The following is a 20,263-nucleotide window of genomic DNA, read 5'->3' on the forward strand; positions in this document are numbered from 1 at the left end:
ATCAAGTATGGACGGCGTGGCTCTTGATCGCGATCAGGACCAGGGAAATTCAGGAGTATTGAGTGAACTCGACATTCAAAACGGTGATCTTGTGGGTGGTGCTGCTGGTGGTGGCCTTCTTCCTGTGGAGGGTGATCCAGAGCGGCACATCCGGCGCCAAAGAAGCGGACATCTCCTATTCGGAATTCACGGCAGCGCTCAACCAGAACAACGTGAAAAAGGTGGAGATTGACGGCAATGTGGCGCGCGGCGAATACAACAACGCGGTTGACGGCAAGACCAATTTCCGCGCCACCGTACCCGCCAGCAACCCTGAGCTGCTAAAGGCCCTGGACAAGATCAGCAATGACAAGACCGGCAGAGTGACTTTCAAAGACGGCCAGGGATCCAACTGGCCCATGATGCTGATTCAATTCTCTCCGCTGCTGCTGATCGGCGTGCTGTGGTTCATCATGATCCGCCAGATGCAGACCGGCGGCAACAAGGCCCTGAGTTTCGGCAAGAGCCGCGCCCGCTTGCTCTCCATGCAGCAGAAGAAGATCACGTTCAAAGACGTGGCCGGCGTGGATGAAGCCAAAGAAGAGCTGCGCGAGATCATTGAATTCCTGCGCGAAGCGCAGAAATTCCAGAAGCTGGGCGGACGCATCCCCAAGGGCGTGCTGCTGGTGGGCCACCCGGGCACCGGCAAAACGCTGCTGGCCCGCGCCGTAGCCGGTGAAGCCAACGTTCCCTTCTTCAGCATCTCCGGTTCCGACTTCGTAGAAATGTTTGTGGGCGTGGGCGCAAGCCGCGTTCGCGACCTGTTTGAGCAAGGCAAGAAGAACGCGCCCTGCATCGTCTTCATTGACGAAATTGACGCCGTGGGCCGCCATCGCGGCGCAGGCCTGGGCGGCGGACACGACGAGCGCGAACAGACCTTGAACCAGCTTCTCGTCGAGATGGACGGCTTTGAGTCCAACGAAGGCGTGATCCTGATCGCCGCCACCAACCGTCCGGATGTTCTCGATCCCGCGCTGCTGCGTCCAGGACGCTTTGACCGCCGCGTGGTGGTGCCGCTACCCGATGTCCGCGGCCGCGAAGAGATTCTCCGGGTCCATACCCGCAAGATTCCCCTGGCGGACGACGTGGACCTCTCCATCCTGGCGCGCGGATCACCGGGCTTCTCCGGCGCGGAAATCTCTAACATGGTGAATGAGGCCGCTCTCAACGCCGCCCGCTGCAACCGCAAGTCAGTTCTGATGTATGACTTTGAACTGGCCAAGGACAAAGTGCTGATGGGCGCCGAGCGCAAGAGCATGCTGCTGACCGACGAAGAGAAAAAGGTCACGGCGTATCACGAAGCGGGGCACGCGATTGTCGCCGCGCTGATGCCGCATTCCGATCCGCTGCACAAGGTCACTATCATCCCCCGAGGCATGGCCCTGGGCGTGACCATGCAGCTTCCGGAAACCGACAAGCACAACTACACGCTGGAGTATCTCTCCACGCGCATCGCCGTCTCCATGGGCGGACGCATCGCCGAGGAGATCTTCCTCAGCCAGATGTCCACCGGCGCCGGCAGTGACATTGAAACCGCCACGGAAATGGCCCGCAAAATGGTCTGCGAGTGGGGCATGAGCAAGCTTGGGCCCCTGACCTACGGCAAGAAAGACGAACAGATCTTCCTGGGACGCGAAATCGCCCAGCATCGCGACTTCAGTGAAGAGACGGCCCGCGAGATTGACGCCGAGGTCCGCCGCTTCATCAATACCGGCTATGACAGCGCCAAGAGGATCATTACCGAGCACCGGGAGACCGTGGTCCGCATCGCCGAGGCGCTGCTGGAACGCGAGGTCCTGGATTCGAGCGAGTTGAAACTGATCGTGGATAACAAGCCGCTGCCCGCGCGCGTAATCCCCTCCAAGGGCGAGGGCGACGTGCAGCAGGTCCTGCGGCCGGAACCAGGACGGACCCCGGGGATCGCTCCAGGAAAGCCTTCTCCCGCCTAAATCCCGGGAACACAAGTAACCTCAGGGCAGCTTCGGCTGCCCTGTTTTCTTGTGCCTGAACAGCAAGTCCAAGCGCGCCTACGGCCTCTCGTAACCTCGTTGCGGCGGGTTTTCCCTTGATGCCGCCTGCGTTCCGGCTTACAGTTTCATTCACTCCCCTTAGTTATTTCGGCCACCTCGTTCGCCACCGCGGGTTGCTCGGCCGCAGGTCTTTTTAGGACTTCGGAGGTCTTCCGCCATGGCTTCGACCAGCCTTGACACCGTGCGTTCAGGAACGGATGCAAGCCCAGCCATTTTCCAGCAGGACACCTTCGTCGCCCGCCAGAAGATGGTTTCCATGGCCCCCGCCTACTACCTTCGCGACCAAGTGGGCGCGCCTCTGGCCTTCCTGTGCCAGAAAGTCTTCAGCCTGAAAGACGACATACGCGTGTTCACCGACGAAACCCAAAGCCAGGAGCTGCTGCGCATTCGCGGACGCAAGATTTTGGACTTCGGCGCGGCCTTTGACGTGACGGACTCCGTGCGTGAGCAAAAAGTGGGCGTGCTCAAGCGCCAGGGCTGGAAGTCATTCGTGCGCTCAGAGTGGAGCATCCTGGATGCCGAGGAACGCGAAATCGGCAAGATTCGCGAAGACTCGCTGTTCCGCGCCATGGTGCGCCGCGTGCTGGGCAACGTGATCCTGAAGGGCTACTCGTTCGAACTTGACGGCGAAACCGCGGGCACAGCCAAGCGCGTGTGGAACTTCTTTGTGCCTACCATGAAAGTGGACTTCAGCAACGATCCGCAAAAACGGCTCGACCGCCGCCTTCTGGTGGCTGCCGTGATCCTGCTGATGACGGTGGAGCGGAACGAAGAGAGTAACTAGGTTGTAGGCGCCTTGATCCCTGCTACATTCCAGCATTTTGCGGACTACGATTCTCGGGTCCGAAAGGGATCCCTCGCTTACGCTCGGGATGTTTCAAACAACCCGAATCAGCGGCTTGCCCTGCGGCAACACTTCGCCAATTTCAACTGCTGTAACGCCTGCACCTTGCAACGCGCTGATCAATGCTGCTGCGTCGTCGCCGGCGACTGATATCAGCAACCCTCCAGCGGTCTGCGGATCAAACAAAATCGTGCGCAATTCGTCCGGGACGCTACCGTCGTATCCCACCAGGCACTCGGCGAAATCGCGATTGTTGTTCAGACCTCCGGGAATGTGTCCGGCGCGAACGCAATCCAGCGCGCCCGCGAGCAGCGGGACTTTTACAGAAGAAATACGCAGGCTCACGCCGCTGCCGTCGGCCATTTCGCGCGCGTGGCCGATTAGGCCAAAGCCGGTGATGTCGGTGGCGGCATGGACGCGCAGATTGCTTTGGACGGCCACGTCCGCGGCCTTGGCGTTGAGTGTGGTCATGGACTTGGTGGCGGTGTCAATCCATTCCTGCCTGGCTTCGCCCTTCTTGATGGCCGTGGAGATCACGCCGGTGCCGAGGGCCTTGGTGAGGATCAGGCGGTCGCCGGGCTGGGCGCCGGAGTTGGTCCACACACGGTCCGGGTGGATGGTCCCGGTCACGGCGTAACCGAATTTGATCTCGGGATCGCGGACGCTGTGCCCGCCAATCACCACGCAGCCGGCTTCCATCATCTTGGACAGCCCGCCGGCCAGGATTTGCCCCAGGACTTCCAGGTCGCCTTTGTCAGGAAAACAAACGATGGCCAGCGCGCTCAGCGGACGCCCGCCCATGGCGTAAACGTCACTCAAGGCGTTGGTGGCGGCAATCTGGCCGAAGGTGTACGGGTCGTCCACGATGGGTGTGAAGAAGTCCACGGTCTGCACCAGCGCCTGCTGGGCGGAAATTTTGTACACTCCGGCGTCGTCGGCTTTGTCAAAGCCAACCAGCACGTTCGGATCATTTTGCCGGGCTAATTTCCCAAGCACCGCGTCCAGCGCCGCCGGACTCAGCTTGCTTGCTCAACCCGCGGCTTTCACCTGCTCGGTAAGCCGGATGGACTTCACTTCAGACATATGGACATTCTACCTGTTGATTGCTCGGTGATTTACCGCAACGGACGCTTCTTCATGAAACCCCGAGCGGAGCGAGGGGGCCCTATGAGGACGAGGAATTGAGGGTTTTGAGACGTAGCGGTGCTACGTCTCTACGCTGCGAGCATCGCAGGTGTGGCGAACGTAGTATGGGCAAATCAGCCGTGAATGCACGCAAATCTTATGCTCGTAGTTCGCGTTCATCCGCGAGATCCGCGCCTCGATGTTCATTGCGATGATAGGGATCCCTCGCTGGCGCTCGGGATTTCAGAAAAAGCGTCCTTTGCGGTTAAGCTCAGTAGCCGACGCTCACCACTTTGACCGTAGGCACCTGGCCGTCCCAGTCGGTGGTGACGTATTCCAAAGTGAGGCGGAAGTCGCGCAGCTGGCCGGGTGCGAGTGGAGCGCGGTCCAGCGAGCCGTAGTCCTGGTAAGGAATGTTGGGCAGCAGAACGGTGACGGGAACAACTTCTTTCTGCGAGACTTCGCCAATGGAATTCCTGAAGATGATCTGGACGCGCGCGCTGGTGACCTTCTTGTCGCCGGTGTTGGCGATGCGGCCCAGGATGTAGGTGACCGATCCACCGGCAAAATTTTCCGCCGTGGCCATGTGCAGGCCGCCGATCTCAAGCTTTGTAAGGTAGGCATCCGGGGCCGCCGGCTTGGTCTGGCCCATCCGGGCAATCACTGTAACGGCCAGCAGCACTACCACCACCAGGCCGGAGCCAATGGCCATAGGCAGCCAACTGCGGTCTTTTTCTTCGGCTTCTTTTTCCGCTGCTGGGGAGGCTGGAGAAGCAGGTTGCGGGTTTTCAGGTTCGGCCATGGAAGGTGATTCTACTACGACAGCGTGAATAGGAGAGCGTATGAGCGGCCCTAATCAGGCCTTGATGAGAACATCAAGGGCGAGGCCGACTTGCGCGCCGAGCCCGCTGCATCGGGCGCCGCTTCAGACTCTGAGCTGGCTGGACTCGGCGGCGGTGTGGAGCGCAGCGACAGGAATGAAGCGGAGCGCAGCGACAAAAACTAAGCCCCTGCGATGGTCATCCCTTCCAAACGCAGCGTGGGGCAGGCAGTGGAGCCGCGGAAGACCAGGTCATTGCCGATCTCAGAGATGTTGTTCAGCATGTCCTTGAGATTGCCGGCGACGGTGACTTCTTCCACCGGGTACGTCAGCTCGCCGTTTTCAATCCACAGGCCGCTGGCGCCGCGGGAAAAGTCGCCGGTGACCAGGTTCACGCCAAAGCCCAGGAACTCCGTCACGTAAAATCCGCGCTTCACGTCGCCGATGATCTGCTGCGGCGTACGCGCTCCCGGCTGGAGAAAGAAGTTGCCGCAACCGATGCCCGGGCTCCCGGCGAGTCCGCGCGAAGCGTTGCCCGTGGACTTCAAGCCAAGCTTGCGCGCTGTGTAGGTATTCAGCAGGTAAGACTTGAGTTCGCCGTTTTCAATGACCACGGTGCGGCGCGTGGGGACGCCTTCAGCGTCAAAGGGCTCAGTGCCGAAGCCGCCGGGCATGGTGCCGTCGTCAACCACCGTGATGTTGCCGCCGGCAATCTTTTCGCCCAGCTTGCCTGCCAGGAATGACGACTGGCGGTAAACCGCGTCGCCGGTGGCGGCCTCAAAGATGTTGCCCAAAATGGAAACCGCCACCATGGGGTCGAGCACGATGGGCGCCTGCGTGGAAGAAATCTTGCGCGCGCCGAGGCGGCGCAGCGTTCGCCGCGCAGCTTCACGGCCTACCGATTCCGGCGACTCCAGCTTGGCCAGCGTGCGGGCCACGGAGAACCAGTAGTCGCGTTGCATGGAGCCGTCTTCACCCTGGGCGATGGGCACGGCGCTCACGGAACACAGCGACCGGCGATACTCGCCGGAAAAACCCAGTGAATTGACCAGAACTTTGTGTCCGGTGCTGGCATCAAAGCTGCCGCCGTCAGAATTCTTGAAACGCGGGTCAACCTCCAGAGCGGCGCGTTCTGCGCGGCGCGCGTAATCAATGCGCTCCTCCGGAGGCAGCGAATACACGTCTTCAAAGTACAGCTGGAGATCGCCGGGCAGCGCGCCCAATTCATTCGCTTCAGGAAGCCCGGAGAACGGGTCTTCCGAGGTGACGCGGGCCAGTTCCAGCGCGCCGTTGATCAGGCGGTCCACGCCGTCGGCGGTAAAGTCACTGGAGTAGGTGCTGGCGGAGCGCTGGCCGCGGAAGACGCGCAGCCCCATGGCGCGCGCTCCGGATTCTTTCAGGGTCTCAACCGAGCCCATGCGCACCACCACGGAGAACTCCGTACCTTCGCGCACAACGGCTTCCGCGGCGGAAGCTCCGCCCTTCATGGCGCGGGCGACAACGTCCGTGGCTAATTCGCGCAGATCAGTCTCCGCTGCGGGAAGAACTTCAGTGTTGGTGGCCATGCAAATCCTTGTCTCGCTTATCTCGCGGTGCCGCCCACGGTCATACTGTCCAGCTTGATGGTGGGGATGCCGACGCCCACGGGGACCGACTGGCCGTCTTTGCCGCAGGTACCCACGCCCTCGTCGAGCTGGAGATCATTGCCGACCATGGAAACCTTGGTGAGCGCGTCCGGCCCGTTGCCGATCAGCGTGCAGTTCTTGAGCGGGGCGGTAACGTGGCCGTCTTCAATCAGGTAGGCTTCAGACGTAGAGAACACAAACTTGCCGTTGGTAATGTCCACCTGTCCGCCGCCAAAATTCACGGCGTAAACGCCGCGCTTGACCGAGCGAATGATGTCTTCCGGAGAATCTTCGCCGGCCAGCATGTAAGTGTTGGTCATACGCGGCATGGGAATGTGTTCATAGCTTTCACGGCGGCCGTTGCCGGTGTCCGGCATACCCATCAGCTTGGATGAAAGCTTGTCGCTCAGGTAACCCTTCAAAATCCCTTTTTCAATCAGGACGGTGTTTTGCGTGGGTGAACCTTCATCGTCCACATTGATGGAGCCGCGGCGCGAAGGCAGAGTTCCGTTGTCCACTACGGTGCATTTGTCCGACGCCACGCGCTTGCCCAGCATGCCGGCAAAGGCCGAAGTGCCTTTGCGGTTGAAGTCCGCTTCCAGCCCGTGGCCAATGGCTTCATGCAGCAGGATTCCCGGCCATCCTGGACCAAGCACCACTTCCATCTCGCCGGCCGGAGCCTCGCGCGCGTCCAGCTGGATGATGGCCTGGCGGGCGGCTTCGTGGGCGTAGTACTCGGGAGTCTTGTCAGTCTGGAAGAAATCCAGGCTCACGCGCCCGCCGCCGCCGGAGGCGCCGCGGGCAGAATTCTCGCCGGACTTGGCGATGCACGTGAGGCTGAAGCGCGCCAGGGGCTGAACGTCAGTGGCGTAGGTCCCATCGGAGCCGATGACCAGGATCTGGCGGAGTTCGTCCACGTAGCCGCCACGGACCTGGACAATGCGGGGATCGAAGGCGCGCGCAGCTTTGTCGGCGCGCATGACCAGGTCAAGCTTGGCGGCGATGTCAGCGTCAGCGGATGGCGATGAAATCTGATAGAGCTGATGCGCCGGGGTTTCTTTCAAGCTCTGTACCGGCTGTTGCGCAGGACCGCGGGCAATCAAGGCGGCGGTGCGCGCCGCGCGCAGGATCTTTTCCGGAGCCAGATCGTCGGTGTAGGCGTACCCGGTACGCTCGCCTGACAGGACACGTACCCCGCACCCTGCGGAGATTCCCTGCGAAGCCGACTTTACAATGGACTCCTCCACGTTGATGGAGGTGGACGTCAGATACTCAAAGTACAGGTCGGCGTATTCGCCTCCGGCGGACAGAGCTTCGCCCAGATAGTGCTGCAGATCGTTCGCGGTAATCCCGAATTTCTGAAAGAAGAGCGATTGGGTATGTGTCATGTTTTCCTGAGCTTATTCGATGCGACGCGTATTTACGTTATTAGATGCACCAGGGGGCGTAGCAGGCGCAACTTGCATGTCCCCAATTGTCGCACCGTTTTGTGTGCCCGTAAACCGCGGTGCATGAACCGGAATCCCGCGCACGCCGGGGCCAAGATGGCTCATAGGTAGCCGCTATGCTTGCATTGCTAAAAATGCTGGTCAGCAAACCTATTATGATGATCCTACTTTACCAGCTATAATCTATCCCCGTAATCTACAGAGTCTCTATTGTCTCGCCTGCAATTCTAAGGAGTAACTATGTGCCCGAGCGGATGGTTTCCCCTGTTGTCCCAATCTCCTGCTGGGTTTCGGTTGTCTAGCTTGGCCAAGGCCCGTTTCCGCACGCTCGGCACGCGCAAGGCTTCTCATCGCGAACCAGATTTGGCTAAGCTGCGGGGCATAGGGAAAACTATGGCGATCGTGTGCGCGATCGCGGGCCTGGCGTTGCTGGGTAGCATGGAAAACGCGCTCGCGCAGACTCCCGCCGCCGATTCCGCGCCCCTGGTCAGCACGCCGCCGGCGGCTTCGAGACCGACGGCTTCGACACCAGCGGTTGCTCCGGGCGCGCAGGTTGCCCCCGCCGCGCCGGCTCCGCAAGGCTTGGTGCACATTGTCCCGTTTGGCCGAGGCGGCATCAAGACCACGTCAGCGCCCGTCGGCGCTCAACTGACCTATTGGGGCGGGCCGGTTATCTCCCAGATTCATGTGGTCGCGGTGTTCTGGGGACCGAACGTCAATACGGCCGTAACCGGGGGCATCGGACAGTTTTTTACCGACATCACCAATAGCAGCTTCTATGATTTGCTGACGGAATACAGCACCATCGGAGTCACTGGCGCGGGCGTCCCGGCCATCAGCAGCAACCAGGCGATTGTGCGCGGCGTGTTTGACACCGCCGTGACCATTACGCCGACTTTGTGTCCGGGGCCCGCTGCGTGCACGCTGTCAGACGCTCAGATCCAGACGGAATTGGCGGCCCAGATCACGGCAGGCCACGTTCCTCAACCGGTCAACGATGCTACGGGCAACGTTGAGACGTTCTACATGATCTACTTCCCTCCGGGCGTTACCATCAGCCTGAGTCCCACCATCAAGAGCTGCCAAGCCGGAGGGTTCTGCGCGTACCACTCGAACCTAACATCGAACGTGCCCTATGGAGTTTTGCCGGATTTTGGACCAACCAGTGGGTGTGTCAGTCCCCATTGCGGAAGTGGAACAACTTTTCAGAACGTCACCGCCGTCACCAGCCACGAAATGTCGGAAGCCGTGACCGATGTTCTGGTTTCGTCCGCTATTGATTTCGCGCCTCCTCTGGCCTGGTATGATCCCACACCCAACCATGCTGAAATCGGCGACATCTGCAACGGCCAGGACGCGTTGGTCAACGTTGGAGCCAACAGCTACGCGGTCCAACTGGAATTCTCGAATGTGCAGAATGACTGCGTAGGTGCGCCGCCGGTTTTCAACCTGTCCGCTCCCGCAACTGCCTTCTTGACAGTACCCTTCAATTTGACGTTGACGGTGCAAAGCAGCGTGAATCCATCCGCGCTCCCCGGTTACGCGGGCACGGTGCACTTCACCAGTTCGGACCCGCAAGCGGTGCTGCCGGCCGATTACACCTTTGTCGCCGCAGACGCCGGCACGCACACTTTTTCCGTTACGCTCCCGACCCTGGGAAACCAAACCATCACCGTCCAGGACATCCACGCGGCAGGCTTTCACGGAACCACCACCACGAACGTCAGCAACACTCCGGACCTGACCATCAGCAAGAGTCATACCGGCAATTTCACGGTCGGGCAGGTTGGCGCCGTCTATACGATCACTGTTTCCAACGCCGGCGGAGGCCCCACCAGCGGAACGGTCACCGTGACCGACAATCTCCCCGCGGGGCTTTCGGCCGCGGCCATCAGCGGCACCGGATGGACGTGCGTGCTGGGCACGCTGACTTGCACACGCTCTGACGCTCTGCCACTGTCATCGAGCTATCCCGCCATCTCGCTCATCGTGAACGTGGCCGGCAACGCTCCTGCGCAGGTGACCAACGTGGCCACGGTTTCCGGCGGCGGCGAAGCCAATACCGCCAACGACACGGCCAGCGACCTCGCCAACATCAACGCACCGGACCTGATCGTAACCAAGTTCCACGCCGGGGCCATCAACGGCAGCTTCTTCCAGGGTGAGACCGGTGCGACCTATCTGCTGAACGTCATCAATACCGGCAACGCGTCTACTCTCGCCCCGGTCAGCGTTGTGGACACCCTCCCGACAGGTCTTACCGCCACGGCCATCAGCGGCACGGGATGGACTTGCACTCTGGCCAACCTGACCTGCACGCGCAGTGACGTGTTGGCAGCCGGAGCAAATTATCCGTTCATCACGGTGACGGTGGACGTCGCCCTGAACGCGCCGGCCAACGTGACCAACACGGCCACGGTCTCCGGCGGCGGCGAGACCAATACGACCAACGACCTTGCCCAGGACCTCACGATTGTTTTGCCTCCGCCGACCACGGATTTGAGCATCTCAGTGTTCAACCCGTTCAACTTCGTGCAGGGCCAGCCGGGTACCTACACCATCGGTGTTTTCAATGTAGGCACCTTGGATAGTACGGGCACGGTGACAGTCACGGACAGTCTCCCGGCAGGCCTGACGGCGACAAGCATGTCAGGGACGGGCTGGAACTGCAATTTGCTCTCCGTGACCTGCACTCGCAATGATGTGCTTGCTTTTGGCAGTTCCTATCCATCCATTACGCTGAACGTCAATGTAGCCGCGAACGCTGCCGCCGTGGTAACCGATACAGTCACCATCTCCGGCGGCGGTGATGCAAACCCGGCGAACAACACCGCGACCGCCCAAAACCAGGTCGCGCCTCCCCTGGTGGACCTGGTGATGCAATTTTCCTCGCCGACGGGCTTTTACCAGGGCCAAACCGGCGGCACGATTAACCTGTTCATCAGCAACGCCGGAAACATCCCGTCGTCCGGTACAGTGACCGTAACCGACGCTCTCCCAACCGGCATGACGGCCACAGCCCTGAGCGGGACCGGATGGAGTTGTACGTTGAGCAGCGTAACATGCACGCGTTCTGATGCCTTGCCCTCAACTGGTCCCGCCTACCCGAATATTGTCTTGACGGTAGACGTAGCCAAGAATGCTCCCGCCCAATTGACGAACACAGCCACGTTAACCGGGGGTGGTGACGGCAATCCGAACAACAACACCGCCAGCATTCCGTTTCCCATTACGCCAGCCGTTCAGCTAGCGGTTTTGGGGCCGGCAACAGCCAGCGCTGCCGCCGGACAGTCTTCTACCTTTTCAGTCCAGGTAGCCACAACGGCATCCACCGGAGCGGTCACGTTTGCTTGCAGCGGGCTTCCCACCGGAGCGGCGTGCAGTTTCAGCCCGTCCAGCATCGCTCCGGTGCCGTCCATCACACCGGTGAACGTGGTGATTTCAACCACGGCCAGAACAGCTTCAGTTTTTGGCTGGCGCTTCGATCAGACTCCACAGGCCCCGAGCAAACCGGTACTGTTGCTCCTGTTGGGAACAGTAGCTGCAATGGTATTCGTCAAACGGAAACGGCCGCTCCTGAGATGGGCGGCGGGCGCGGCTAGTCTGCTGCTTGCGGCTGTGCTGGTGGGATGCGGCGGCGGCAGCAGCACTCCTCAAGTTGTGCAGAATCCGAACGGTACACCGCCTGGCACATTCGCGATCACTGTTTCAGCCACCGGCGCCACCACCGGTTCCGCAACTCAGGTGTTCACTTTGACCGTAAGATAACGGCTCGTTCGCCTGGCGGATTGAACTCGTAATTCGCCAGGCCGTTCTCTCGCATGACTCCCGAACTACTCGCACGCGCGCTCCAGGAGTTTCTCGCCGATGCCGGAAGCGGCGTGGTCATCGAAGACGGGCAGATCATCTTCGACCTGGATTCCTCGCAATACTCCGTCTCCGCCGAACGCGGCAAGTGCCTGCTGCACCTGTGGTCTGAAGAGCGCAACGTGGTACGCAGTGTGGTTGACGCGGAAGCTAAGGACGGCGTGCTCACGCTGAGCGTGCGCCGCTTTGCCCAGGCCAAGCCGCACAAGCTGGAAATCTGCCGCGACCGCGACCGCCGCACGCCCACCGCCAAGAAAGCTTCGCGCAGCCGCTACGCACGGTTACTGGAGCATGTACTCCGCCGCAGCGAACCGGACTGGAACCTGGCCGGCGGCAAGCTTGCCACCGGCATGGACCTGGAGCGCAGTTTTTCTCCGGTGTACGCCCGCGGGCTGCTGCGCAAAGGCCGCTCCGCCCTGGCTGTGCTGGGAGTGAACCAGCAGGAAACCCAAGGCTCGGTGGATGCCGCGCTTACGTTTGGCTTGCTCTGGCTGGCGGCCTGTCGCGAACGCGAAGCCGGCCACAGCGTGGTGGAAGGGCTGAGGCTTTACGTTCCGCCGCGCAGTTCCAGCACGCTGCAGATCCGCCTGGCCCACCTGAACCAAGATGCCGCCAAGTTTCAACTCTGTGAGCTGGACGAGCGCGACGAATCGCTCAGCGAAGTTGACTTCCACGATACCGGCAACATTCATACACGTTTAGTGCACTGTCCGGATAGCGCGCAGACCCGCGCGCGGTTTGAGGGCGCCGTCCGTAAAGTGCTCACCTGCGCGCCGCAGGCGGAGGCGGCTGTGCTCTCGCCAACCGAGATTGCGTTTCGCGTTCATGGCATGGAAATCGCGCGAGTACGCGCGGTAAACAAGCCGGGAACGTTCAGTGTGGAAGAGGAAACCGTCTTCGGCGTGCCGGGATTTGAAGCGCGGCTGACGGAAGAAAGTGAATCTGTGTTCGCCGACTATGCGAAAACAGTTGCGATAGCGCGGTCGGTGAGCGGCGACCGCCGTGATCCGCTGTGGCGCATGTATCCCGAACGCTGGCTGGAGTCGCTGGTGTTCAAGAACGTGGCAGCCATTGATTCCCGCCTGGAGTCTTCCCACTCAGACGGCTCACGCGTCTATTCCCAGGTCCCTGCGTTTTCCGCCTCTGACCGCGCCATGATTGACGTGCTCACCTGCACCCACGACGGACGGCTGGCTGTCTTGGAACTCAAGGCCGATGAAGACATCCACCTGCCGCTGCAAGGCCTGGACTACTGGGCGCGCGTGCTGTGGCATCATCAGCGCGGCGAGTTCCAGCAGTATGGATATTTTCCCGGCGTCGAGCTATCGTCCAAGCCGCCGCTGCTGCTTCTGGTGGCGCCGTCATTGCGTGTGCATCCCGCGGCGGACACCATCCTGCGGTATTTCTCGCCGGAGATCGAGTGGACGCTGGTGGGCGTGGATGAGAGATGGCGGGAGGGAGTGAGGGTGGTATTCAGGAAATCTTCTGCGCAATCTGCCCGCGGGGTTTGACCACGAAGGACACGAAGGATCACAAAGGAAGTGTGCTCGGCTGGCCCGGGCCTTCGTGTTCCTTCGTGTCCTTTGTGGTTTGCGGTTTTTCGCCTTTCAGAACACGGTTGATGGCGTTGGCGATTCTTCTTACCGGCAGCTCGCCGTCTGCCTTCGCCAGCACAATCTCGCCGACTTTATGCGTGCGGTAGTACCAGCGCTTGAGGATCGCCAGCTCTTCGGCAAACTGCGCGGCCGTGCGGGCGCCCGCCGGAGCCAGTTGTTCCAGGGCTTCGCGCACCCGCTGCTCAAGCGACGGGCTGTCAGGCTTGATTGCTGCTTCCGTCTCAAGTGCGGGTTCCGTGGCGGGTTCGACGGCGGGTTCCATAGCGGTTTCCATAGCGGCTTCCACGACGAAGACATGCGGGCCGGCGATTTCGCCTTTATGGAAGCGGAAGAGCGCAACCGATTTGGGTTGCGAAGCTGACTTGATTTGCGAGGGTGCGGCCGGCTGGATAATCACTGCGTCAAGTTGGTCCAGGCGGCGGCAGATCTCATCGCAAGTGGAAAGAATGCCTTTGACCTTGACGGTCTTTGAATGTTGCTGCGCGGCGGCCTCAAATTCCAGGCCGGCAGAGAGGCGGTCGCGTTCGGCTGCAAGCTCCTGCAGCAGGGAGTCGCCGCCGGAATCAAGATAAGCCTGCACGCGCGCGACTTCCGCCATGTAAGCTTCGTCGGTGCAGCCCTCGAAGCACGGCGCCAGGCACATCTTCATCTCCGAATACACGCAGCCGGGATACTTGGGATCAGGATTCAGATCAAAGGTGCAGCGGCGCATCTTGTAGAGGTCGAGTGAATCGTTGAGAAACTTCTCCGCCACCGCGCGCGAACGAAACGGGCCGTAGTAAAGCGACTTGCCGGTGAGCCGGCCGAGTTTGTTGGTGACGTAAGCGCGCGGGTACTCGTTTTCCAGATTGAACTTGATCAGCGGCGCAGGATGCAGCCGCAGGCGCTTCTGATAGCTCTTGGGAAATTCCTGCCGCAAAACCTTGTAGAGGAGAAGTCCCGACTCAAAGTCCGATCCGGTCAGAGCGTATTCGATCTTGGCAACGCGCTCACGCAGGTTCAGGCGCTTGGATTGCGACTCCGGCGGGGACAGCAAGCGCAGCAGACGTCGGCGAAGATTGGCTGTCTTGCTGACGTAGGGTTCAGCGGACGCGTCAGCGCCGCGCAGCAGGAAGACGGCGGGCGTGGCGGGGAACTGGGCGAAGAAATCCGGCGGGTGGGCGGGCGAGAACGAGATGGAATGGGTCAGCAAAAGATCTCACCACTGATTTTCACGGATGAACACTGATAAAAACAAATCTTGATTGCGGATGAGCGTCGTACTTTTCGTCAGCCGTCCTGAAGATTTTCCTTGACAGCGCCGTTTTGTCTATATTAAATATAGATGTCGATATTTACTCGACGAATATCTTAGAAGCCTATATAGGAGTTGTGAAATGAAAATCAAAGAAGTAGAGCCCGAGTTCGCCCAGAAACTGGGTAACCCGCTCAAAAACATCCTCCACGACCTCAGCTATCACCTTCCCGAACACTACCAAGTCCGTGTTTCCATGCTGGACTCAAACGGAAGGAAAAAAAAGAGCAATGCCGCAGCGAACAACTGGTCGCCTGAATCAGGGCGGATCGAAATCCGATTTGAGCCCACGCCGCAAGAAGAAGAACAGTTGAGCCCCGAGATCACTCCGGCAAACTTGGGCACAGCCCAGCCTCAACCTCACGGAGTCCCAGCGAATGCTGCCGGTACAACCAGCTACATTCACCCGGCTGAAGCTGAATTGCTGCGGGCGCTGGAACGTGCGGAATCCAGGCCGGGGTGGAACTTTGTGCCCTTGAAGAAATTCCGAGATGAGATCCTGCCGCAAGAACCGCGGGAACTCTGCCCTTCGCTCCGCACGGATGTAGAGCAGCGCCACATGCTTGAATCTGCCATCGAAAAAAGACTAATCCTGACCGGGAAAGTGCCTAATCCAAGGTCTCCACAATTCCCCGTGACCATAATTCGCTTGAACAGGTTGATGCCCGAAGTCAAAGCAGCCCTGGGACAGAGGGACAATCCGGACTTAGATTTTCGTCCAATCGATATTGGGGGCGAACCGCTATCGACGACAATTCTGCGTGAGAGGCGCTAAGCATTGGCACTCTACTACCTAGAGACCAGCGCTTTGGTCAAACTGTATGTCCGCGAGGCCGGCACCGACCGGGTGCTGGCTCTCGCAGACAGGTCAAGTGAAAACAGGCTCGCGACCCTAGCACTGTCCAGAATCGAATTCCGTTCAGCCGTGCGCAGACGGGAAAAGAATGGAGAAATTCCCGCCCATATCGCAAGTCATTTACTGGACGCCTTTGACCGCCATTTACAAGGCAGGTTTGTAACTCAGATGGTCACCGACTTTGTGCTGGATATTGCGTGTAAGCTCGTCGATCGTTACGCGCTGCGCGCCTACGATGCGGTTCAACTGGCTGGATACACGGCATTGAAGAGTTCAGCGGGAGCTGACGTGCCGGTCTTTGTTTGCTCCGACCAGACACTCCTCACGGCGGCAAAGCAGGAGGGTATTCCGACCCTAGACCCCTGCGCCAACCCGTGAGGAGAACAGGCCTGGAAATCCTCTTGTGATTACCGGAAACCGGCGCTCTGCACTTTTTGCCGGAAGTCGGCGCCATCGAGCTGGACCACGCGGCACATCTCCAGCAGGCGGGAGCGCATGCGCTCGGTGATGCGGTCGCCCAGAGTTTCATTACGGGCCGCGTGACGCGCAGCTTCCGTGGCGGAAAGGCCGCGCGCGCTCTGCATCTCGCCCGGAGGCAAGTTGGGAAAGTTGGTGGTGATGATCGTCGTCTTTTTCTCGTTGTAGCGGCTGTTGAGGACGTGGCTCACGGTGTCCCAGACCCACTCGGTGGGCTTGACCGCGCCGAGCTCGTCCAGCACCAGGACTTCGGCGTCAAAGATGGGGCGCAGAATTTCCAACTCGGTGGTCTGGACGCTGGGGTTGTAGGAATTCTGGATCTCCTTCAGCAGCTCACGATAGTCGCAGAACCGGCACGGCACGCCTTTGCCGCGAATCAACTCCTGCAGGATGCCGACGGCCAGATGCGTCTTGCCGGTGCCAATCGTCCCGATGAACAGCAGCCCGGTCTTCTCCACCGGATACTCTTCGACGAAACGCCCGGCAGCGAGGCGTGCCTTGGCCAGCGAAGAGTGGGCGCCGGGAAAATCAGTGTCAAACTCCGCCAGCGTGCAGTGCTCGTAACGAGCGGGGATGCGGGCCGCTTTCAGCAGGCGCGCGGCGCGGGCGTCAATGCGGCAGTCGCAGCGCGTGACCCGGCTCGCTCTGCCGGGAACTTCCACGGACTTCCAGCCGGTGCCTCCGCAAAATGGGCACTCCGGCGTGGTTTGCGGGTTGGGGACGGACGCCATTGAGGTCTGTTAAGAAAATAGCATTAATCGGTTGCCCGGCGCAGCGGATTTCACCGCGGAGAATCCGGTTGTGCACAGGAAGTTCACAGCGCGTGCACCGTTTTTTGTGTCGCTGCGCTCCAAACCGCCGGGCAACATCGTGTGCAAGGAGCCTTTTTCAGCACCTGTTGCACAGGGCTCAGCAGCCACTGCGGGCTTCGCACCTCTTTGGAGTTTTCAGGGGCTGAAGCCCGATTTACTAAACGCACTTACGGGACGGCTGAAGCCATCCCCTGATACCTGCGGGAGCTGAAGCCAGTGTCGCCCCTCCGGGGCTTACTTCTTATTGTGGACGCCTACCCACCGCTGCGCGGTGGGCTAACCTCTGATCGCGCCTGCGGCGCTCGGATTTTTGTGTCAAATTACTTCTCGGCAGACTTTCGGCAACGAATCGTTTGGCCGCCTGACTTTCGATCAACACAGATCGTCGAGGTCGCTACCGAATTTACTCGCCAAACCTCGACAAAAGCAGATTCGTTCGAGTAGCGGCCGAGGTCTTTCCACAGAATTTCACTTCGCAAAAATATCAAACACGTAGTCGTGCGCGGCCAGCGCTGCCTGGCTCAACGTGCCGGCCTGGACGCGCTTCACCGCTTCTTCACGCGAGAGATCAAAGATGGCCTCCAGCAATTGCGCGCTTTCTTTCTTGGCGGTCTGGCCCACAACGAACAGCACGCGGGCGCTGTGCTGGATGTAGCGCGAAGAAAGCAGCTGTTTGTGGAGCAGCTCCATGATCAGGTCGGCCTTGCTGCGGTCAAAACGGCCGGGATCACCGCGGCGGTCCTGCTCAGCGAAGAAGGCCTGCGTCCACTCGTTGTGATAGGTCCACAGCTTGTCGAACAGCTCGCGGGTGAAGCGGGTCCCGGCCTTGACCTGGTCGGCGTTGGCGGCGGGCTCCACGCCGTCTTCCGTGAGGGCCGGGCGCTTGAGGTAGCCGTCTTTAGTGATGGCCGCCTGATGATGGAGCAGCGTCCACAGCCAGGAGACGTCAATGCGGTAGGTGGCCAGGTCATTCATGAAGCGCAGTTTGAGTTCGTAGTCGTCAATGGCGGCGGCGAAGTTGCCGTTGAGGATCTGAAAGCCGTAGTTTGCGGCCATGTAGAAGGCGTGCTGAATGCGTTCGATGGTGATCTCGCCCTTGGGAACGCCGTAGATCAAATCCCAAAGTTCTTGAGAAAAAAGTTTCTCCGGCGTGTCCAACGATTCCCGGGTAATGATCTGCGGAGTGATCTTGCCGTGTGTATCCAACAGGCCTCGTGACTCCAGCACGTGGCGCTCCGCTTCGCTGATGCCGCTGGTGACCGTGGGGACAGGCTGGTCTTTCACCGGCTCGGTCTTCGTCCGGGCATCCAGAATTGCCTGGAGCCGCTCCACGGGCGCTTGCAGAGGCGTGTTGCCGGCAGCGACGTACGCCGGTTCGGGACTGGCCACCCAGCTTTGCCGGTAGGCATCGTACAGGCGTCCCTTAATCTGCTTGGCCAGAATCTCTTCGAGCGTCGGTTGCTGGCCTTCTTCCAGGGGTTCGTCGGGCACAAACATCAGGCCGAGCAAACGTTCACGCAGCTTATCCACCACCATGGCGCGCAACGCGAGCGGGTTGTAGCGCGAACGGCCGTAGGGGTCGCCGAGCTGGTAGATCATCACCGCAGCCATGCCGCCGATAGGAGCGCCATTCTCAAGCTCGCCGTTTTTCATGCCGGCCATCAGCATCATCAGCGCGTTGTAGCGCTGGTAGGCAATCATGTTGGGCGCAGCCATGTTGATGCTTTGCGGGTCGGGATAGACGCCTTGCGGATCGTCCTTCCACATCTCCATCAGACTGCCGAGATAATCCCAGCGGCCTACGTTGGTCCCCAGCAGGCGCCGGCGGAGGACCCAGGCGATGGCGGGCAGAGTGCGTCCGGCGTTGCCTTCTTCGTACAGGACTTTGATCTTGAAGGTGCCGGCGGGCACGCCGATCATGCCTTCGAGGCGCGCCAAAAGCTTTTCTTGAATGAGCGCTTCCTCGGGCGTTTGGATTTTGGGAATGTAGAAGTACACGCCGGTACCGGACTTGGTGAGCGAATCGTAATTGTTGAAGATCCACAGGACCGTGACTACGACCAGAGCCGGCGCGGGCTGGCCATCCACGGTGACGTGGTCATAGTTGATGTGGATGCCGGGCGGGCGGCCGAAGCGCGTGGGCCACTTGGCCGGAGGAATGGTGATCCGGTACTCGCGCTTCTTGCCCTTCTTGGAAACTTCATACGCCCGTCCGTTCCACTGGCCGGCAAAGATCTCTTTCGCGTTCTGCAAGGCGGCAAAAATTCCCACCGGCTGGTTGGCGGGCGTACCATCCGGCTGAAAGTGCGGCGGCGAGGCATCTTCGAAATCCGGCATGTTCATGGGCGCGGGACTGTTCAATGCGTTGAAGGCCATATCCAACGGATGCCAAGGCCCGGTGAGTTCGAGGCCGGGATTGCGCGTGGGATGCGCGTCGGCGGGGATGGGGACTTCGTCATTCAGGCGCCAGCGCCACTGGCTCTCGCGGCCTAGGAAGTTATCAATCATGCCCTGGACGATCTGGCGCCAGGTCCAGGACTGGCCGCTGATGGGGTCTACGTATTTCGCGTCCCACTTGGGCCAGCCGTATTTTTCGCGCACAGGGGCCGGCGACTGCAGCATCTCGCGGCGCGCACTCAGGGCAGCGGTGATGGACGGACGCAGCTCACGCGTCAGCGCGATGATGGTCTCTTCTACGTTGACGTCACGGCCGTTGACCTTCTTGGCCCCGAACAAATCAGGAAACTTCTGGAGAATGTCGTTACGGAAGATAGACACTGAGCGGCTCCTCGGCTGGCTTTGGCTCACGACTTAAATCATTGATTCTAATCTAACGGCAGCCAGCGTAAAACGATTACCATGATGGGGCCTTTATTAATTTCGCTCGCACCGGCTAGAGGCGGCAAGCCCCAGAAGAGAGTTTTGCGATGAATGACGGAGCGGTCGAATACGTGGTGGCCCCGGAAGTTCGGTACGGCGCATCCAGCAGGCTGGCTCTGTGGACGCTGGTTTTTGCCGTGTTGATGCTGGCGTTCATGGCCACCTTCACCGCGATAGACTGGTTCATCTTCCACAAAGTCCGGGTCGTTGAGAACCTGATCAAATGTCTTTTCCTCAGCGCCGTGATGACAGCAATCTGGTTTCGTAAGTCTGTACTCATAGTTGGCGGCAATTTCATTGAAGGCAGTTATTCAGTCTTTCGCTCGGAGCGAATCCGGCAGGATGAAGTCACACAGGTGAAGGAAATTCCGCGCCGGTTTCTGGTGACCGGAGCTGGGCTGTTGGTCTTTGGCAAGCCGCTTTCCTTGCGGCGCCTGCGGGTGGTCCTGGTGCCGGCCAGCGTCGCCAACTATGAACAGATCAAGGCCCGGCTGATGCAGTGGCCCAACGTGAATCCGGCGCAGTGACCT

14 protein-coding genes are annotated in these 20,263 nt (G+C 60.1%); 7 read left to right on the forward strand and 7 right to left on the reverse strand.

All coding sequences use genetic code 11. From position 1 onward, the window contains the following. Window positions 1–62: 62 nt before the first annotated feature. Both ftsH and LAO20_11955 read left to right on the forward strand, forming a co-directional pair. Window positions 63–1,988, forward strand: coding sequence for an ATP-dependent zinc metalloprotease FtsH (gene ftsH, locus LAO20_11950; protein ID MBZ5532135.1), 1,926 nt, complete (start codon window positions 63–65; stop codon window positions 1,986–1,988). Between the two features lie 238 nt (window positions 1,989–2,226). Beyond that, a complete protein-coding gene (locus LAO20_11955; GenBank protein ID MBZ5532136.1) occupies window positions 2,227–2,853 on the forward strand; it encodes a hypothetical protein in 627 nt (208 codons plus the stop codon). 93 nt (window positions 2,854–2,946) lie between these two features. Here LAO20_11955 and selD read toward each other — a convergent pair whose 3' ends face one another. The 4 genes from selD to tldD form a co-directional block, all read right to left on the reverse strand. Continuing rightward, window positions 2,947–3,987 (reverse strand): selenide, water dikinase SelD, encoded by a 1,041-nt coding sequence (gene selD, locus LAO20_11960; GenBank protein MBZ5532137.1) that lies wholly within the window; start codon window positions 3,985–3,987, stop codon window positions 2,947–2,949. A gap of 322 nt (window positions 3,988–4,309) precedes the next feature. Then, complete coding sequence (locus LAO20_11965) at window positions 4,310–4,840, reverse strand: DUF2393 domain-containing protein (GenBank protein MBZ5532138.1); 531 nt, start codon at window positions 4,838–4,840, stop codon at window positions 4,310–4,312. 200 nt (window positions 4,841–5,040) lie between these two features. Beyond that, the gene (locus LAO20_11970) at window positions 5,041–6,423 is read right to left on the reverse strand and encodes a TldD/PmbA family protein (protein ID MBZ5532139.1); all 1,383 of its coding nucleotides are present in this window, start codon (window positions 6,421–6,423) and stop codon (window positions 5,041–5,043) included. Between the two features lie 17 nt (window positions 6,424–6,440). Next, entirely contained in the window at window positions 6,441–7,871 is a 1,431-nt protein-coding gene (gene tldD / locus LAO20_11975; protein MBZ5532140.1) for a metalloprotease TldD, read from the reverse strand. Window positions 7,872–8,171: 300 nt separating this feature from the next. Here tldD and LAO20_11980 point away from each other — a divergent pair, with 300 nt between their 5' ends. Beyond that, entirely contained in the window at window positions 8,172–11,699 is a 3,528-nt protein-coding gene (locus LAO20_11980; protein MBZ5532141.1) for a DUF11 domain-containing protein, read from the forward strand. Window positions 11,700–11,752: 53 nt separating this feature from the next. Beyond that, a complete protein-coding gene (locus LAO20_11985; protein ID MBZ5532142.1) occupies window positions 11,753–13,309 on the forward strand; it encodes a hypothetical protein in 1,557 nt (518 codons plus the stop codon). A gap of 19 nt (window positions 13,310–13,328) precedes the next feature. Here LAO20_11985 and LAO20_11990 read toward each other — a convergent pair whose 3' ends face one another. Further along, a complete protein-coding gene (locus tag LAO20_11990) occupies window positions 13,329–14,606 on the reverse strand; it encodes an excinuclease ABC subunit C (GenBank protein ID MBZ5532143.1) in 1,278 nt (425 codons plus the stop codon). Between the two features lie 184 nt (window positions 14,607–14,790). Between LAO20_11990 and LAO20_11995 the strand changes: the two genes are divergently transcribed. Together LAO20_11995 and LAO20_12000 are read left to right on the forward strand one after the other, a co-directional pair. Then, window positions 14,791–15,483, forward strand: coding sequence for a hypothetical protein (locus LAO20_11995; GenBank protein ID MBZ5532144.1), 693 nt, complete (start codon window positions 14,791–14,793; stop codon window positions 15,481–15,483). Between the two features lie 3 nt (window positions 15,484–15,486). Next, window positions 15,487–15,942, forward strand: a complete 456-nt coding sequence (locus LAO20_12000) for a type II toxin-antitoxin system VapC family toxin (protein MBZ5532145.1) — start codon at window positions 15,487–15,489, stop codon at window positions 15,940–15,942. 29 nt (window positions 15,943–15,971) lie between these two features. Here LAO20_12000 and LAO20_12005 read toward each other — a convergent pair whose 3' ends face one another. Together LAO20_12005 and LAO20_12010 are read right to left on the reverse strand one after the other, a co-directional pair. After that, window positions 15,972–16,772 (reverse strand): ATP-binding protein, encoded by an 801-nt coding sequence (locus LAO20_12005; protein ID MBZ5532146.1) that lies wholly within the window; start codon window positions 16,770–16,772, stop codon window positions 15,972–15,974. A 549-nt stretch (window positions 16,773–17,321) separates the two neighbouring features. Further along, a complete protein-coding gene (locus LAO20_12010; protein ID MBZ5532147.1) occupies window positions 17,322–19,625 on the reverse strand; it encodes a malate synthase in 2,304 nt (767 codons plus the stop codon). Window positions 19,626–19,780: 155 nt separating this feature from the next. On the opposite strand from LAO20_12010, the gene LAO20_12015 reads away from it, so the two are divergent. After that, window positions 19,781–20,260: a hypothetical protein gene (locus tag LAO20_12015; GenBank protein ID MBZ5532148.1), complete on the forward strand. Its 480-nt coding sequence runs from the start codon at window positions 19,781–19,783 to the stop codon at window positions 20,258–20,260. Window positions 20,261–20,263: the final 3 nt, after the last annotated feature.

Source organism: Terriglobia bacterium (genome assembly GCA_020072815.1).
Classification (GTDB): domain Bacteria; phylum Acidobacteriota; class Terriglobia; order Terriglobales; family Acidobacteriaceae; genus Angelobacter.

Bases quoted from the DNA above. Each gene is read 5' to 3' on its own strand.
- LAO20_11955 (MBZ5532136.1), top strand. From the start codon at position 2,227: ATGGCTTCGACCAGCCTTGACACCGTGCGTTCAGGAACGGATGCAAGC.
- LAO20_11965 (MBZ5532138.1), bottom strand. From the start codon at position 4,840: ATGGCCGAACCTGAAAACCCGCAACCTGCTTCTCCAGCCTCCCCAGCA.
- LAO20_11970 (MBZ5532139.1), bottom strand. From the start codon at position 6,423: ATGGCCACCAACACTGAAGTTCTTCCCGCAGCGGAGACTGATCTGCGC.
- tldD (MBZ5532140.1), bottom strand. From the start codon at position 7,871: ATGACACATACCCAATCGCTCTTCTTTCAGAAATTCGGGATTACCGCG.
- LAO20_11980 (MBZ5532141.1), top strand. From the start codon at position 8,172: ATGTGCCCGAGCGGATGGTTTCCCCTGTTGTCCCAATCTCCTGCTGGG.
- LAO20_11985 (MBZ5532142.1), top strand. From the start codon at position 11,753: ATGACTCCCGAACTACTCGCACGCGCGCTCCAGGAGTTTCTCGCCGAT.
- LAO20_11995 (MBZ5532144.1), top strand. From the start codon at position 14,791: ATGAAAATCAAAGAAGTAGAGCCCGAGTTCGCCCAGAAACTGGGTAAC.
- LAO20_12005 (MBZ5532146.1), bottom strand. From the start codon at position 16,772: ATGGCGTCCGTCCCCAACCCGCAAACCACGCCGGAGTGCCCATTTTGC.
- LAO20_12015 (MBZ5532148.1), top strand. From the start codon at position 19,781: ATGAATGACGGAGCGGTCGAATACGTGGTGGCCCCGGAAGTTCGGTAC.